This is a genomic window from Thermomonospora echinospora (assembly GCF_900108175.1).
Taxonomy (GTDB): Bacteria; Actinomycetota; Actinomycetes; order Streptosporangiales; family Streptosporangiaceae; genus Thermomonospora; species Thermomonospora echinospora.
In genome coordinates, this window is sequence record NZ_FNVO01000001.1 from 855,786 (window position 1) to 870,815 (window position 15,030).

The following is a 15,030-nucleotide window of genomic DNA, read 5'->3' on the forward strand; positions in this document are numbered from 1 at the left end:
ACCCGTTCAGCTTCCGCCGGGGCCGCACCGACCCGTAGCCCTACCGGCACCGAGCAGAAAGTAGAGGAGGGCGGACATGGCCGCTCCCGTCCTGGAGATGGAAGGCATCTCCAAAGGGTTCCCCGGGGTACAGGCACTGCAGGACGTGTCCTTCCGGCTGTTCCCCGGCGAGGTCCACGGCCTGATGGGGGAGAACGGCGCCGGCAAGTCCACCCTGATCAAGGTCCTCACCGGGGTGCACACCGCGGACGCCGGGCTCGTCACGATCGACGACGTCGACACCCTCATCCGGGGCCCGCTGCACGCCCAGCGGCTGGGCATCAGCACGGTCTACCAGGAGGTGAACCTCTGCCCGAACCTGTCGGTGGCGGAGAACATCTTCATCGGCCGCGAACCGCGCCGATTCGGCCGCATCGATTGGAAGCAGATCAACCGGCGCGCCACCGAACTGCTCGCCCGGCTCGGCCTCGACCTGGACGTCACCGCGCAGCTTGGCTCCTGCTCCCTGGCGGTCCAGCAGCTCATCGCGATCGTCCGCGCGGTGGACCTCAAGGCGAAGGTCCTGATCCTGGACGAGCCGACCTCCAGCCTGGACCGCGGCGAGGTCGCCCGGCTGTTCTCCGTGATGCGGCGGCTCAAGGCCGATGGCGTGGCCATCCTGTTCGTCTCCCACTTCCTGGAGCAGATCTACGAGATCTGCGACCGGGTCACCGTGCTGCGCAACGGCGGGCTGGTGGGGGAGTACCCCATCGGGGAGCTCAGCCGGCTCGACCTGGTCGCCAAGATGACCGGCCAGGAGCTGACCGCCCTCGAGGAGCTCGACGAGGCCTCTCCCGACGTGGTCAAGGGCGAACGGCTGCTCGCGCTGGAAGGCGTCGGCCGGACCGGCGCGATCGACCCGGTCGACCTCGACCTGCACGCCGGTGAGGTCGTCGGCTTCGCGGGCCTGCTCGGCTCCGGCCGCTCCGAGCTCGCCCGGCTGATCTTCGGCGCGGACAGCGCGGACACCGGCGTCATCAGGACCGGCGGCGGCCCCGTGGCGTTGAAGGGCCCGCGCGCCGCGATCGACCAGGGCATCGCGTTCTGTCCCGAGGATCGCAAGGGCGACGGCCTGATCATGGACCTGACCGTCGAGGAGAACATCATCCTCGCGCTCCAGGTGTCCCGCGGCTGGCTGAAGCCCCTCAGCCAGCGCAAACGCGAAGAACTCGTGGGCTCCTACATCAAGGCGCTGCGCATCCACCCGCCCCACCCGTACGCCCTGGTGAAGAACCTGTCGGGCGGCAACCAGCAGAAGGTCCTGCTGGCCCGCTGGCTGATCACCCGGCCAAAGCTGCTGATCCTGGACGAGCCCACCCGCGGCATCGACATCGGCGCCAAGACCGAGATCCAGAAACTCGTGGTCTCGCTGGCCGGCGACGGCATGGGCGTGGTGTTCATCTCCGCCGAACTGGAGGAGGTCCTGCGGATCTCCCACAAGATCGAAGTGCTGCGCGACCGGCGCCTGGTCGCCGAACTCGACAACGACGGGACCCTCACCCCCGAACACATCCTGCAGACCATCGCGAACGGAGCCGCGGACTCGTGAACCGCGCAGACGCCCCCTCCCGCCATCTCGGGATCCTCAAGCACTCCCTGTTCTGGCCGGTGACGGTCCTGATCGTCATGCTGCTCGCCAACGTGATCTTCACCAGGGACTTCCTGGCGATCCGCATCGAGCAGGGTCACCTGTACGGCAGCCTCATCGACATCCTGCTGTTCGGCGCCCCGCTGATCCTGGTCGCGCTCGGCATGACCATGGTGATCGCCACCGGCGGCGTCGACCTGTCCGTCGGCGCGACCGTCGCGATCTCCGGCGCGCTCGCCTGCGACCTCATCGCCAAGGGGCACGGGCTGCCCGTCGCGATCGGCGCGGCCATCGGCGCCTCCCTGCTGCTCGGCCTCTGGAACGGCCTGCTGGTCACCCGGCTCGGCATCCAGCCGATCATCGCGACGCTCATCCTCATGGTGGCCGGCCGGGGCATCGCCCAGCTCATCACGGGCGGACAGATCATCACGATCAACAACCAGGGCTACAAGCTGATCGGCGGCGGCTACTGGCTCGGCCTGCCCTTTGCGATCATCCTGGTGGCGGTCGCCCTCGTCGTCACCGTCGTGCTCACCCGCCGTACCGCGCTCGGCCTGCTCATCGAGTCCGTCGGCGGCAACGCGCAGGCCTCCCGGCTGGCCGGCATCCGCTCCTCCGGCCTCATCGTGCTCGCCTACGTGTTCTGCGGGCTGTGCGCGGGCGTCGCCGGGCTGATGATCAGCTCCAACACGCTGTCCGCGGACGGCAACAACGCCGGCCTGTGGATCGAGCTCGACGCGATCCTCGCCGTCGTGCTCGGCGGCACCGCGCTCACCGGCGGCCGGTTCTCCCTCGCCGGGACCGTGCTCGGCGCCCTCATCATCCAGACGCTCGACACCACGATCTACACCGCGGGTATCCCGCCGCGCACCACCCTGGTGTTCTCTGCCGCCGTGGTCACGATCGTGTGCCTGCTCCAGTCCCCGGCGTTCCGCGCCAGGTTCACCCGCAAACGTCCCGAACGCCCGGCGGACCCGGTCTCCACCGGCCCCAAGCAGGAGGTCACCGCATGACCACCGCCGCCGACGTCCTCCGCCGCTCCCCGGTCACGCCGAACCGGCGCCACATCCCCGTCTTCGTCACCCTCGGCCTGCTCCTGCTGACGTTCTCCATCGGCTCGGTGCGCTATGAGAACTTCGGGACCCCGCAGGTCTTTCTCGACCTGTTCATCGACAACGCCTTCCTCATCGTCGTCGCCATCGGCATGACGTTCGTGATCCTCACCGGCGGCATCGACCTGTCGGTCGGCTCCGTCGTCGCCCTCTCGGGCATGCTCTGCGCGATCGGCACGTCCAAGCTCCAGCTGCCGGCCCCGCTGGTGATCCTTTTCGTGCTGCTGGTGGGCACCGGGTTCGGCGCCGCGATGGGGTACATGATCACCGCATTCCAGGTGCAGCCGTTCATCACCACCCTGGCCGGCATGTTCCTCGCCCGTGGCGTCTGCCTCACCCTGAGCGAGAACCAGATCTCCATCGAGAACGGCTTCTTCGACGCCGTCGCCCTCAACTCCCTCCGGCTACCGGGCGGGAACCGGCTGTCCTGGGGGGCCGTCACCGCGCTGATCGCCGTCGCGGTCGCGATCTACGTGCTCCAGTGGACGCGCCTGGGCCGCAACGTCTACGCCGTCGGCGGCAGCGAGCAGTCCGCGATGCTCATGGGTCTCCCCGCCGGCCGCACCAAGATCCAGGTGTACGCGATCAGCGGTTTCTGCTCCGCGCTCGGCGGTGTCCTGTTCGCCCTCTACACCCTGTCCGGCGACCCCACCCACGCCGTCGGCATGGAACTGGACGCCATCGCCGCCGTCGTCATCGGCGGTACCGTGCTCACCGGCGGATCCGGTTACCTCATCGGCAGTGTGCTCGGCGTCCTGGTCCTGGGCGTCATCAAGACCATCCTGTCCTTCGACGGCACCCTCAGCTCCTGGTGGACCCGGATCGCGATCGGTGTCCTGCTCTTCGGCTTCATCGCTCTCCAGCGGCTCATCGGCGCCCGCCGCAAGAGCCGGCGGAGCGCCCCCTCCTGACCTGGCCGTTCCCTGGTCCGCGGCGGGCGGCGGCCGTGGACCGGGCCGACTGCGTCCCACGCCGGTCGGTGTGACCCCACACCCGGTGGTTCAGCCAGGCTCGCCAAGGATGCCGCGGAGCGCGGGCAGGATCGCGTCGAGGTCCTTGGTGGTGCGGAACGCGACGATCGATCCGGTGTCGCCTTTGGTGGCGGGTTCGGTGAAGAGCGCGAGGGTTCGGGCCATGGCGGCGTCGAATTCGGCCTCAGGCTCCTCGGTCAGGCCGCGCAGCCAGCGGCGGAGCACGTGGTTGTGCGCGGTCACCACCGCGGCCGCCGTCAGCTCGGCCCGCAGGGCGGTGTCCTGGCCACCGCCCATCCAGGTGTGGACGAACTCGCGGAACACCCGCTGGTACTGCAGGGTGTCGGCGCTCTCCCGGTCCCGTAGCGCGGGAACGCTGCGGGTCAGCCGGTACCGGGCCAGGGCCAGTTCTCCCTCGTCGAGGTAGTGCAGGAGCACCAGGCGGGCCGCCTCGCAGACCGCGACCAGGGCCGTCTGCCGGGTGGAACCCGCCAGGCGGGCCCGGACGGCGGCGAGCAGCGCCTCGTGGTCGGGGAAGATGACGTCCTCCTTGGACCGGAAGGTGCGAAAGAACGTCGTGCGGCCCACCCCGGCCCGTTCGGTGATGTCGTCGATCGTCGTGCGTTCGTAGCCGCGCTCCTCGAACAGTGCGAAGGCGGCCTCCCTGAGGCGTTCCTTGGCGGTGTGCTCCGGCATCTGCTGCTCCTCGACTCTGCCGTTGTGACCTTACGGGCTGTCGGCGGCGACGGTGACGGGGTGTTGTCACCAGGAGTGGTACTGAGTACCTTGATATCGGTACTAAGTGCCCGACTGGGGTGGTGCGCGGAGCCGTCGCATGGGGAGTCCGCGGATCCCTCCGGGGCCGGTGCCGCTCCTCGCCCGGACCGCTCGTTCGCCGCGCCGGCCGTGGCCTGTCCGTCCGTTCCGATCCGAAGGGACCTCCCCGTGAACAACACCGGCTTCGACCTTTTCCGCATTTCCGAGGACCATGAGGCCCTGCGGGACGCCGTGCGCGCGGTGGCTCAGGACAAGATCGCTCCGCATGCCGCGGAGGTCGACGAGGAGGCGACCTTTCCGCAGGCGGCCCATGACGCCCTGGTCGCCTCGGACTTCCACGCGCCGCACGTGCCCGAGGAGTACGGCGGGGTGGGCGCGGACGCCCTGGCGACCTGCATCGTGATCGAGGAGGTCGCCCGGGTGTGCGCGTCGTCCTCGCTCATCCCGGCGGTGAACAAACTCGGCAGCCTGCCGCTGATCCTGGCCGCGTCCGAGGAGGTCAAGGCCAGGTACCTGCCGCCGCTGGCCCGTGGCGAGGCGGCGTTCTCCTACGGGCTGTCCGAGCGCGAGGCCGGATCCGACACCGCGTCCATGACGTGCCGCGCGGTCCCCGACGGCGACGATTGGATCCTGTCCGGGCACAAGGCGTGGATCACCAACGCCGGAGTCTCCAAGTACTACACCGTGCTGGCGGTCACCGACCCGGACGGGCGGCGCGGCGCGAACGTCAGCGCGTTCGTCGTGGAGAAGTCCGACCCCGGCTTCGGCTTCGGCGCTCCCGAGCGCAAGCTCGGCATCAAGGGCTCACCCACCCGCGAACTGCACTTCGACAACGTCCGCATCCCCGGCGACCGGATGGTCGGCGCCCCGGGCGAGGGCCTGAAGATCGCGTTGCGCACCCTGGACCACACCCGGATCACCATCGGGGCGCAGGCCGTCGGCATTGCGCAGGGCGCGCTGGACGTGGCGCTGGCCTACGTCAGGGAACGCAAGCAGTTCGGCAGGGCCATCGCCGAGTTCCAGGGCCTGCAGTTCATGCTCGCCGACATGGCCATGGCGGTCGAGACGGCCCGGCAGATGGTCTACGTGGCCGCCGCCAAGTCCGAACGCGGCGACAAGGACCTGCCGTTCTTCGGCGCCGCCGCCAAGTGCCACGCCTCCGACGTCGCCATGCGGGTCACCACCGACGCCGTCCAGGCCCTCGGCGGCGCCGGCTACACCCGGGACTTCCCCGTTGAACGGATGATGCGCGACGCCAAGATCACCCAAATCTACGAGGGCACCAACCAGATCCAGCGGCTGGTGATGGCCCGGCACATCCTCCGGGGCCAGACGGGTGCTTGACAGGTGATCGCCGGACCCCGCCGCCCTCGAAGCGGCCATCAGCCACCTCGCCGATCAGTAGGGTGCCGCTGAGCTGGGCGAACTCAATCACGTGCACCCAGTGACGGCGGTCCTGCCGCCGTCCCTTGCCGCACCCTGTCCTCGGGACTTGGCGCCCTTCGGATGAGCTGCTCGGACGAGCGAGGCTTCCTAAAACATCCTACCTTTGCCCCTCGAGGTGGCTCGCACGCTCCGCGCCGCCCTCTCAGGTGCTGCCGGTCCGCGGGCCCGTGCTCCGTGCGAAGATGGCCCTGTGCTACCGGAGGTCGCCGGTGCATATCGTGGTCTCGATGTCTGATGTTTGGCTGAGCAAGAGGCGGGGCAAGGTGTCCAACGCTAACCGTAAAGGTGCAGGTTCCCAGGATTCGGCGGCGCCCGCCGTCCTCCCGGTCACCCGGCTGCGTCCTGCGTACCAGCAGGTCGCCGACCAGTTGCGTGAGCTGATCCTCGACGGCTCCCTGGCCCCCGGTGACCGCCTTCCCCCGGAGAACGAGATCGGCGGGAACTTCGGGGTCAGCCGCAGCACGGTCCGCGAGGCGCTGCGGGTCCTGGCCTCCCAGGGGCTGGTCAAGACCTCCCGCGGGACCACCGGCGGGACCTTCGTCTCCCAGGCCGACCCCGACCAGATCAGTGACTATCTCGAGGCCAGCATCGGCTTGATGTCGGGATCGGAGGCGCTGCCGCTGGCGGCGATCCTGGAGGCGAGGGAACTGCTGGAGGTCCCCGCCACCGCCCTGGCCGCCCAGCGGCGTGAACAGCACCATCTCGACGCGCTGCGCGCGGCCATGGATCGGGAGAAGCGGTCGCGGGACCGCGGTGTGAAGTTCCGCGAACACCGGCACTTCCACGATGTCATCATGCAGGCGACGGGCAACGGACTGCTGGCGATGATGACCGAGCCGGTGTTCCACGTGCTGCGCACCCGGTTCCTCAAGCCGGGGCCGGCCGCCCATGAGGGGTTCTGGTCCATGGTCGACCAAGAGCACGAGGAGATCACCGAGCGCATCGCGGCCGGGGACAGCGAAGGCGCCAGGGAGGCCATGCGCAACCACCTGATCAACATCCGGGGCGCCTACAGCGAGGCATGAGCCGCAGCCACCGATCGGCAGGTACGCCCTGGGCTCATTGATCTGACCTCGGAAGAGCCAAGGCGGACATGGCCTTTCTTCCGGGGGTGTCCCTGGACGCAATATGTCCGACTTTATAGTATCGGGTGTTGGACGAGGTGTTTCGTCGTTCTCTCTACCCGAGGATGTCCCATGACGCTGCTCACCGATGAGATCCGTGCGCTCGTCGGCCTGAAACGGATCTACACCGCTCCTGAGGAGCTGGGTGCCGCGGCGGGTCGCTACTTCGGCCTTGCGGTCGGCGATCACAATCCCCTGTACTCCGACTCGGAATACGCCCGGGCCCAGGGGCTGGAGGGGGTGACCGCGCCGCTGACGCTGATCTGTGAGACGAACCAGTACGCCGATCTGCCGATCCCCCCTGACGGCTACGCGGGGCATGAATGGGGCATTGAGCTGCCCGGCACCCGCAAGGTGCGCGGCGGTAACTCCTACACCTTCCACCGCAGGGTGCGTCCTGACGATGTCATCACGGCCACGTGGGAGATCACGGACGTGACCGAGAAGACCACCCGGTCCGGCGCGGAGATGCTGATCATCGCCTCGCGGGCGACGTACACCGACCAGCAGGGCGGGCTCCTTGCGGAGAACGAGGAGACCATCATCTTCGTGGCGCTGGAGGCGGGGAAGTGACGTCGCAGGTGAACCACAGGGCGGGCGACGCGGTGCCTCCGCTGGAGCGCAGGATCGGCCTTCCGGACATGATCGCCTATGCGGGCGCGACCTGGGACTGGCACCGGCTGCACTACGACCCCGAGTTCGTCAGGGCCGCCAAGCTCCCCCGCCCCGTCGTCGACGGCCAGGTGTTCGGCGCGCTGCTGGTCGAGCAGATCCAGGACTGGCTGGGTCCCCAGTGCTTCGTGCACCGGCTCGACTTCACCTTCAAGGCGCTGGTCTTCGCCGAGGAGACCGTGCGCTGCGAGGGTGCGGTGACAGAGGTGGGTGAGGACCACCTGCTTCTGGAACATCGCGTGGTCGTGGTCGGCCCGGACGGGGAAGTCGATCGGATCGCCGTGGCTCCCGCGCACGCGCGGGTGCTGCTGGGCAGAGCGGACGGCCCGGGCGCCTGACACGGTCCGGCCGAGGGCGGGCGCGGGAGGGAGGAGGTGGTTCCGCCGGAGCCGCCTCTTCCTGCGCGGCGCGCACTGCGGAGGCGTCCGCACCGCGTCCCACAGTGCACGATCGACGGCCGGAGCGGGCGGGCGGTGGGAGATCTCCTCCATCACCCCGCGGGAACGGGAGGCTTGACGCCTATACATCAGACCTTTAATGTTGTATAAACATCAGACTTTTCGAAGGGCGAAGCGTTGACTGTTCACGAAGCCGGGATCGGTCGTTACTTTGAGGACTACACCGTCGGTGACGTCTACCAGCACCCCTTCGGGCGGACGATCACCGAGGCGGACAACACCTGGTTCACGTTGCTCACGCTGAACACGAACCAGAACCACTTCAACGCGGACTTCGCCGCCCGCGCTCCGTACGGCAAGGTGATCGTCAACTCCGGCCTGACCGTCGCGCTGGTGCTCGGCCTGTCGGTCGTCGACATGAGCCAGAACGCGCTGCTCAACCTCGGCTGGACCGACATCAAGCTGACCCACCCGCTCTTCGTCGGGGACACCGTCTACGCCGAGTCGATCGTCACCGAGACCCGCGAGTCCAAGTCCCGGCCCTACGCCGGGATCATCACCATGCGCACCCGTGGCCTCAACCAGGACGGTGAGGAGATCGTCTCCTGGGTCCGCTCCGTCATGATCTACAAGCGCGGCGCCACGCACGACAAGAACTACTTCCCCGAAGCCAAGACCGGGCGGCTCCGGCTTCCCTCCGCCGGGGACCCGGCATGACCGGTCTAAAGATCACCTTCGGTCCCTGGGGGGAGACCCTGGAGGAGATGGTGGCGGCCGGCCGTGCCGCGGAGGAGGCGGGCGCCACCACGCTGTGGGTACCCGAACTGCACCGCAGCGCCACGGTCACCGCCGCGGCGCTGGCCCAAGGTACCTCCGCGGCCAAGGTGGGCACGGCCATCGCGCTGGCCTTCACCCGCAGCCCGATGACCACCGCGCTGGAGGCCCTGGACCTCGACGAGCTCTCCGGCGGACGGTTCGTGCTGGGGCTGGGCACCGGGGTCAAGCGGCTCAACGAGGACTGGCACAACGCCCGCTGGGGCAGGCCGGTCGCGCACCTGCGCGAGACCGTCGCGGCGGTGCGCCACTTCGTCGCCCACGCCGCCGAGGGCGAACCGATGGTGGTGGAGGGCGAGTACGAGCCGATGCGCGTCCGCGGCTACCAGCGGCCCTTCCCGCAGGTGCGCAAGGAGATCCCGGTCTACCTGGCGGGCATGGGCCCGGCGATGACGAAACTCGCCGGCCAGATCGGTCAAGGCTGGATCTCGCACGAGTTGTGCTCCCCTGCCTGGCTCGCCGAACGGTCGCTGCCGCCGCTGCTGGAAGGGCTGGCCGCGAGCGGCAGGGACCGCTCCGAGTTGGACGTCGTGGTCTCCGCCTGCTGCTCGGTCGACACCGACCTGGCGGCGGCACGCCGTCGGTCCGCCGGGACCGCGGGCTTCTACGCCTCGGTGCGCACCTACGCCGATTTCTTCGCCTTCCACGACCTCGCCGAGGAGCAGGAGAGGGTGATCGAGGCGTTCCGGGCCGGCGCGGGCGCCGACCACCTGGGGGGCGCGGTCTCTCCTCAGATGACCGATACCCTCACGCTCACGGGCACCTTCGACCAGGTCGCCGAGCGGATCTCCGCCTACGCGGGGATTGCCGACTCCATCAAGCTGACCCCGCCCGTCCACGGCGTAGGGCCTAAGGACATCCGGGCCGCGCAGGCGCACATCATCGAACTGATCAGAGAGCTGTCGTGAAGCCGCTGCAGGACATCCGCATCATCTCCTTGGAGCAGTACGGCGCGGGGCCCTTCGGGTCGCTGCACCTGGCGGACATGGGCGCCGAGATCATCAAGATCGAGGACCCCAGGACCGGCGGCGACGTGGGCCGCTACGTCCCCCCCTACGCCGAGGACGAGGACTCGCTGTTCTACGAGACCTTCAACCGCAACAAGAAGTCGATCTCGCTGGACATGTCCACCCCGGCGGGCCGCGCGGTCTTCGAGGACCTGGTGCGCGGCGCCGACGCCGTCTACTCCAACCTGCGCGGCGACGTGCCGGCCAAACTGAAGATCACCTACGAGGACCTCAAGCACCTCAACCCGAGGATCGTCTGCTGCTCGCTCACCGGCTTCGGCATGACGGGCCCGCGCGCCCAGCAGCCCGGTTACGACTACATCCTGCAGGGACTGGCCGGCTGGATGGACCTCACCGGCGAGCCCGACGGCCCGCCCACCAAGTCCGGTCTGTCGCTGGTGGACTACTGCGGCGGATACGTCGCCGCCCTCTCCCTGCTCACCGGCTTGCACGCCGCACGCCGCGACGGCGTCGGCATGGACTGCGACGTCTCGCTGTACGACACCGCGATCTCGATGCTCACCTATCCGGGCACCTGGCACATGAACGCGGGCTTCACCCCGGTGCGCACCCGCCACTCCGCCCACCCCTCCCTGGTGCCGTTCCAGGCGTTCCAGGCCAAGGACGGCTGGATCGTGGTCGGCTGCGCCAAGGAGAAGTTCTGGCGGCGCCTCGTAGAGGTCATCGAACGCCCCGACCTGGGCGCCGACCCTCGTTTCGCCTCCTTCGCCGAGCGGCAGGAGAACGCCGCCGCCCTGCTTGCGGAGCTGGAGAAGACCCTGGCCACCCGTACCGTCGCCGAATGGCTCGCGCCGATGACCGCCGCCTCCATCCCGTGCGGACCCATCAACGACGTCTCCCAGGCGCTCCAGGAGGAGCACACCCTCGCCCGCGGCCTGATCGTCGAGACCGAGCACCCGCGGTACGGCACGCTCAAGAACCTGGTCTCTCCGGTCAGAGCCGGCACGGAGCGGCCCGAGTACCAGCGTGCGCCGCAACGCGGCGAGCACTCCGAGGAGATCCTCCGCGGGCTGCTGGGCTACTCGGGTGAACGCGTCGCCGAACTGGCGAGCGAAGGCGCCTTCGGAGAGCAGGCATGACGACCATCGCCGGGGAACTGGCCGGCTGGGCCCTGCGGGTCCGGCCGGACCAGGTGCCCGAGCAGGCGCGGCGGGCGGCTGCCCGCCACCTGCTCGACGCACTGGGCAACGCGGTGGCGGGAGCCAGGGTGACGGCCGCCGTCGCCGCCTCGCACGCCGCCCGGGCGATGGGGCCCGGTGATGCGCTCATCATCGGGCAGCGCGGACGGTTCACCAGGGCGGCGGCGGCGCTGGCCAACGGGGTGCTGATCCACGCCTTGGACTTCGACGACACCCACGCCGGCGGGCTCGTTCACGCCTCTGCTCCCGTCGTGCCGGTGGTGCTCGCCGAAGGGAGCGCGGTGAGCGGCGCGGAGGCGCTCACCGCGCTCGCGGTCGGCCTGGAGACGATCTGCCGGCTCGGGGCGGCGGCACCGCACGGCTTCCACGCCGTGGGGCTGCACGCCACCGCCGCCTGCGGGGTCTTCGCGTCCGCGCTCACCGCTGCTCGGCTGCGCGGCCTCTCCGAAGAGGAGACCGTCAACGCGCTGGGCATCGCCGGCAGCCGGGCCGGCGGACTACTGGAGTTCCTCAACACCGGAAGTTCCACCAAGCAGCTTCACCCCGGCTTCGCCGCCGCAGACGGACTCGTCGCCGCCGCGCTCGCGGCGGCGGGAGCCACCGGCCCCTCGACGGTCTTCGAGGGAGAGTACGGCCTCTACCGGGCCCTGGCCCGCCGCGATGCCGACCGCGCGGCGATTGTGGGCGGTCTGGGCGATCGCTGGGAGGCCACCCGCATCACCGTCAAACCGTATCCGGCCTGCCAGTTGATGCACGCCCAACTCGACGCCGCTCACCAGGCACGCGTCGAGCTGGGCTTCGGGAAGGTGGCGGCCGACGAGATCACCGAAGTCGTCGTCGAGGCCCATCCGGACGCCGCGTCGATCGTCTGCGCGCCCGGCAAGGAGACGCCGCGCTCGGCCTACGACGCGAAGTTCAGCCTGCCGTGGAGCCTGGCGGCGATGCTGCTCGACGGCTCGGTGACCATTGCGACCTACGACCGGATCGACCGTCCCGAGGTGCTGGCCCTGGCCGCGCGGGTACGCACCGAGGTGGTGGACTTCGGCGGCGTCGCAGCCGACCAGCCCGGCAGGGTCCGGATCCGGACCGCCGCGGGCAGGATGGTCACCGCCCAGGTCCCGCGCAGCGGCGGCGGACCCGACGACCCCGGCATCGACGCCCTGGTCACCGCCAAGGCCCTGGACAACCTTGGCCCCGGCGGGGAAAAGATCATCGAACTCGTTCTCGGCCTGGCCGACCTGCCGTCCCTGGCCGTTCTCATCCGCGCATTGGAGAACCATGAGCTCTGAAACGACACGTCTGTCGTCCGTGGCGGGTACCGTCGAGGACGCCTACGCCGGGGCGTTCGCCGCGCTGGCGGAGACCGGGCTGGGCCCCGCCGACGTGGTGCAGGTGGTGGAGTACGCCACCAAGGACGCCCTCGACTCCTACGAGCGGGTCGAGAACGCTCGCGCGGCGGCGCTGGGCGGTCACCAGGCGCCGATCGCCACCGTCGGCGTGGAGGGGCTGCCGCAGCGGGGCGCGGAGCTGGCGGTCGAGCTGACCGCCTTCCCCGGTGGAGGGCAGCTGGTGCAGGCCCACCCGGATGAGGGCTTCCACCGGGGCACGATGCGCATCGCCGACGAGATCGTCTACCTGCCGAGCATCCATCCCCACGACGGGACGTCCATCGTCTTCGCCGACGACTTCCGCGGACAGTACCGCTACTGCCTGGAGCGGGCCGGCGAGCTGCTGAAGGTCGCGGGCGTGGGGCTGGACACGCTGGTCCAGACGACCGACTACACCGCGCAGGCCACCCGTGCGCAGTACCCGCGTTGCGGCCGCCCCCGCAAGGAACTGCTCGGCGGGACGGGCTCGGACGGGCGTCCGGTGCATCCGGGCGCGGCGGGGATCGTCATCGACCAGGCCGTCGTGCCGGGCGCGATGGCCTCGCTGGACGCGATCGCGTCCACAGCGCCGTTCCGCACGGTCAATCCGGGCTGGCGCCGGTATGAGACGTTGACCTACAAGCCGGGCCTGGCGACCGACCGCACCCTGTTCATGTCGGGGTTCGGCTCGCTGGAGCCCGCCACCCAGAAGTGCATCTTCGAGGGCGACCTGCTGGCGCAGGCCGAGTACACCTACGCCTCGATCGCAGCGGTGCTGCGTGAGGCCGGACTGGGGGAGACCCTTCCGTACGGCTCCGTGACGCGGCTGGTGGAGTACGTCACGCCCGGGTCCGTCGAGCGCTACGCCGAGGTCGCCGAGATCCGCCGCAAGTACTTCGGCGACACCCCGGCGCTGACCTCCGTGGTCTGCTCGGCGCTGCTGAGGCCGGAACTCCTCATCGAGGTGGTGCCGACGGCGGTATTCCCGTCATGACCGTCGCGATCGTGGGCGCCGCCGAATCCGACCTCGGGGTGACCGGCAAGTCCATCCTCACCCTTCAGGCGCAGGGCATCACCCGGGCGCTGGCCGACGCGGGGCTGTCGCTGTCCGACGTGGACGGACTCGCCACGGCCGGCCTGTCCCGCTTCTCGACCGCGCAACTGGCGGAGTACCTGGGGCTGGAGCCGTCGTGGTCGGACTCGACCTTCGCCGGAGGTTCGGCGTTCGAGATGTACGTGGCGCGTGCCGTGCAGGCCATCGAGGCCGGACAGTGCTCGACCGTCGTCATCTCCTACGGCTCCAACCAGCGTTCGGCGAGGTCCCGCTCCCTGGGCGGTGTACAGGAAGCGCACATCCCGCAGGCGCAGTTCGAGGATCCCTACGCGCCGCTGTTCCCGCTGTCGTACTACGCCATGGCGGCGCAGCGTTACCTGCACTCCTACGGAGGCGGCAGGGAGTGGCTGGCAGAGGTGGCGGTGGCGGCCCGCGAGTGGGCACTGCTCAACCCGAAGGCGTTCCGCCACGAGGCCGGGCCGCTGACCGTCGAAGAGGTGCTGGCGGCCAAACCGGTCTCCTCTCCGCTGACGGTGGCCGACTGCTGCCTCGTCACGGACGGCGGAGGCGCGATCGTCCTGACGTCGCTGGAGCGGGCTCGCGACCTTCCCAAGCCGCCCGTCGTGGTGCTCGGATACGGCGAGTCGACGACCAACGCCTCCATGACGGCCGTCGACGACCTGCTGCGGCCGGGTTCGTTCGCCTCCGGGCAGACGGCATTCCGGATGTCCGGGCTCAACCCGTCCGACGTGGACGTCCTGGAGGTCTACGACTCGTTCACCATCACCGTGCTGCTCACCCTGGAGGGACTGGGGTTCTGCAAGCCCGGAGAAGCGGGCGAGCTGGCGGCGAGCGGGCGGATCCGTCCCGGCGGCGACCTGCCGCTGAACACCTCCGGCGGCGGACTGTCCTACAACCACCCGGGCATGTTCGGGCTACTGCTGCTCATCGAAGCCGTCCGCCAGGTGCGCGGCGAGTGCGGCGAGCGGCAGGTCCCCGATGCCGAGATCGCCCTGGCGCACGGCACCGGCGGCATCTTCTCCACCCACGCGACCGTTCTGCTGGGGGCCGACCGATGAGCGAACCGGAGATCCCCGTCGACGAGGTGACCGCCCCGTGGTGGGAGGCCACCCGCGAGAGGCGGCTGACCGTACAGCGGTGCCGAGCCTGTGGCCGCCATCAGCATTACCCGCGGGCGCTGTGCACCGGCTGCGGGGGCACCGACCTGGATTTCGCGGACGTCTCGGGCGTGGGCGTCGTCGACGCCTTCACCATCGTGCACCGTGCCCCCCGTCCCGGGCCGGAGGTGCCCTACGTGGTGGCTCGCGTCCGCCTCGCCGAGGGGCCCGTCCTGCTGACCAACCTCGTGGGCGCCGATCCTGGCTCGTGGCGGTGTGACGCCCCCGTCCGGGTCTCCTGGCGTCCGTTGCCCGACGGCCGCCACCTGCCGGTGTTCGCCCCAGCTGACAAGGACTGAATCG

Annotated in this window: 15 protein-coding genes; 14 read left to right on the plus strand and 1 reads right to left on the minus strand. The window is 69.8% G+C overall.

Going from position 1 to position 15,030, the window contains the following annotated elements:
- Positions 1-76 precede the first annotated feature (76 nt).
- The 3 genes from C4U03_RS03930 to yjfF are packed head-to-tail and all read left to right on the plus strand — an operon-like array spanning position 77 to position 3,650.
- Positions 77-1,588, plus strand: a complete 1,512-nt coding sequence (locus C4U03_RS03930; protein WP_103936179.1) for a sugar ABC transporter ATP-binding protein — start codon at positions 77-79, stop codon at positions 1,586-1,588.
- The gene (locus C4U03_RS03935; protein ID WP_235017620.1) at positions 1,585-2,640 is read left to right on the plus strand and encodes an ABC transporter permease; all 1,056 of its coding nucleotides are present in this window, start codon (positions 1,585-1,587) and stop codon (positions 2,638-2,640) included. Before C4U03_RS03930 ends, C4U03_RS03935 begins: the two co-directional genes overlap by 4 nt.
- Complete coding sequence (gene yjfF / locus C4U03_RS03940; RefSeq protein WP_103936180.1) at positions 2,637-3,650, plus strand: galactofuranose ABC transporter, permease protein YjfF; 1,014 nt, start codon at positions 2,637-2,639, stop codon at positions 3,648-3,650. Before C4U03_RS03935 ends, yjfF begins: the two co-directional genes overlap by 4 nt.
- A 90-nt stretch (positions 3,651-3,740) precedes the next feature.
- Here yjfF and C4U03_RS03945 read toward each other — a convergent pair whose 3' ends face one another.
- Positions 3,741-4,406, minus strand: a complete 666-nt coding sequence (locus tag C4U03_RS03945) for a TetR/AcrR family transcriptional regulator (protein ID WP_103936181.1) — start codon at positions 4,404-4,406, stop codon at positions 3,741-3,743.
- Positions 4,407-4,655: 249 nt separating this feature from the next.
- On the opposite strand from C4U03_RS03945, the gene C4U03_RS03950 reads away from it, so the two are divergent.
- From C4U03_RS03950 to C4U03_RS04000, 11 genes are all read left to right on the plus strand, one after another.
- The gene (locus tag C4U03_RS03950) at positions 4,656-5,831 is read left to right on the plus strand and encodes an acyl-CoA dehydrogenase family protein (RefSeq protein ID WP_103936182.1); all 1,176 of its coding nucleotides are present in this window, start codon (positions 4,656-4,658) and stop codon (positions 5,829-5,831) included.
- A 329-nt stretch (positions 5,832-6,160) separates the two neighbouring features.
- Positions 6,161-6,958: a FadR/GntR family transcriptional regulator gene (locus tag C4U03_RS03955; protein WP_160146904.1), complete on the plus strand. Its 798-nt coding sequence runs from the start codon at positions 6,161-6,163 to the stop codon at positions 6,956-6,958.
- Between the two features lie 171 nt (positions 6,959-7,129).
- Entirely contained in the window at positions 7,130-7,630 is a 501-nt protein-coding gene (locus tag C4U03_RS03960) for an FAS1-like dehydratase domain-containing protein (protein ID WP_103936184.1), read from the plus strand.
- A complete protein-coding gene (locus C4U03_RS03965; protein ID WP_103936185.1) occupies positions 7,627-8,067 on the plus strand; it encodes a MaoC family dehydratase in 441 nt (146 codons plus the stop codon). Before C4U03_RS03960 ends, C4U03_RS03965 begins: the two co-directional genes overlap by 4 nt.
- A 237-nt stretch (positions 8,068-8,304) precedes the next feature.
- Positions 8,305-8,844: a MaoC family dehydratase gene (locus C4U03_RS03970; RefSeq protein ID WP_103936186.1), complete on the plus strand. Its 540-nt coding sequence runs from the start codon at positions 8,305-8,307 to the stop codon at positions 8,842-8,844.
- Positions 8,841-9,869 (plus strand): LLM class flavin-dependent oxidoreductase, encoded by a 1,029-nt coding sequence (locus C4U03_RS03975; protein ID WP_103936187.1) that lies wholly within the window; start codon positions 8,841-8,843, stop codon positions 9,867-9,869. Before C4U03_RS03970 ends, C4U03_RS03975 begins: the two co-directional genes overlap by 4 nt.
- Positions 9,866-11,068, plus strand: a complete 1,203-nt coding sequence (locus tag C4U03_RS03980) for a CaiB/BaiF CoA transferase family protein (protein WP_103936188.1) — start codon at positions 9,866-9,868, stop codon at positions 11,066-11,068. The genes C4U03_RS03975 and C4U03_RS03980 overlap by 4 nt, the downstream gene beginning before the upstream one ends.
- Complete coding sequence (locus tag C4U03_RS03985) at positions 11,065-12,417, plus strand: MmgE/PrpD family protein (RefSeq protein ID WP_103936189.1); 1,353 nt, start codon at positions 11,065-11,067, stop codon at positions 12,415-12,417. Before C4U03_RS03980 ends, C4U03_RS03985 begins: the two co-directional genes overlap by 4 nt.
- Positions 12,407-13,489 carry a RidA family protein gene (locus C4U03_RS03990; protein ID WP_103936190.1) on the plus strand — a complete coding sequence of 361 codons (1,083 nt, stop codon included), beginning with the start codon at positions 12,407-12,409 and terminating at the stop codon, positions 13,487-13,489. Before C4U03_RS03985 ends, C4U03_RS03990 begins: the two co-directional genes overlap by 11 nt.
- Positions 13,486-14,628, plus strand: coding sequence for an acetyl-CoA acetyltransferase (locus tag C4U03_RS03995; protein WP_103936191.1), 1,143 nt, complete (start codon positions 13,486-13,488; stop codon positions 14,626-14,628). Before C4U03_RS03990 ends, C4U03_RS03995 begins: the two co-directional genes overlap by 4 nt.
- Positions 14,625-15,026, plus strand: coding sequence for a Zn-ribbon domain-containing OB-fold protein (locus C4U03_RS04000; RefSeq protein WP_235017621.1), 402 nt, complete (start codon positions 14,625-14,627; stop codon positions 15,024-15,026). Before C4U03_RS03995 ends, C4U03_RS04000 begins: the two co-directional genes overlap by 4 nt.
- Positions 15,027-15,030: the final 4 nt, after the last annotated feature.

Excerpts from the sequence above, each read along its gene's own strand:
- C4U03_RS03930 (WP_103936179.1), top strand. The coding sequence starts at position 77 with ATGGCCGCTCCCGTCCTGGAGATGGAAGGCATCTCCAAAGGGTTCCCC.
- yjfF (WP_103936180.1), top strand. The coding sequence starts at position 2,637 with ATGACCACCGCCGCCGACGTCCTCCGCCGCTCCCCGGTCACGCCGAAC.
- C4U03_RS03945 (WP_103936181.1), bottom strand. The coding sequence starts at position 4,406 with ATGCCGGAGCACACCGCCAAGGAACGCCTCAGGGAGGCCGCCTTCGCA.
- C4U03_RS03955 (WP_160146904.1), top strand. The coding sequence starts at position 6,161 with ATGTCTGATGTTTGGCTGAGCAAGAGGCGGGGCAAGGTGTCCAACGCT.
- C4U03_RS03960 (WP_103936184.1), top strand. The coding sequence starts at position 7,130 with ATGACGCTGCTCACCGATGAGATCCGTGCGCTCGTCGGCCTGAAACGG.
- C4U03_RS03975 (WP_103936187.1), top strand. The coding sequence starts at position 8,841 with ATGACCGGTCTAAAGATCACCTTCGGTCCCTGGGGGGAGACCCTGGAG.
- C4U03_RS03985 (WP_103936189.1), top strand. The coding sequence starts at position 11,065 with ATGACGACCATCGCCGGGGAACTGGCCGGCTGGGCCCTGCGGGTCCGG.
- C4U03_RS03990 (WP_103936190.1), top strand. The coding sequence starts at position 12,407 with ATGAGCTCTGAAACGACACGTCTGTCGTCCGTGGCGGGTACCGTCGAG.
- C4U03_RS03995 (WP_103936191.1), top strand. The coding sequence starts at position 13,486 with ATGACCGTCGCGATCGTGGGCGCCGCCGAATCCGACCTCGGGGTGACC.
- C4U03_RS04000 (WP_235017621.1), top strand. The coding sequence starts at position 14,625 with ATGAGCGAACCGGAGATCCCCGTCGACGAGGTGACCGCCCCGTGGTGG.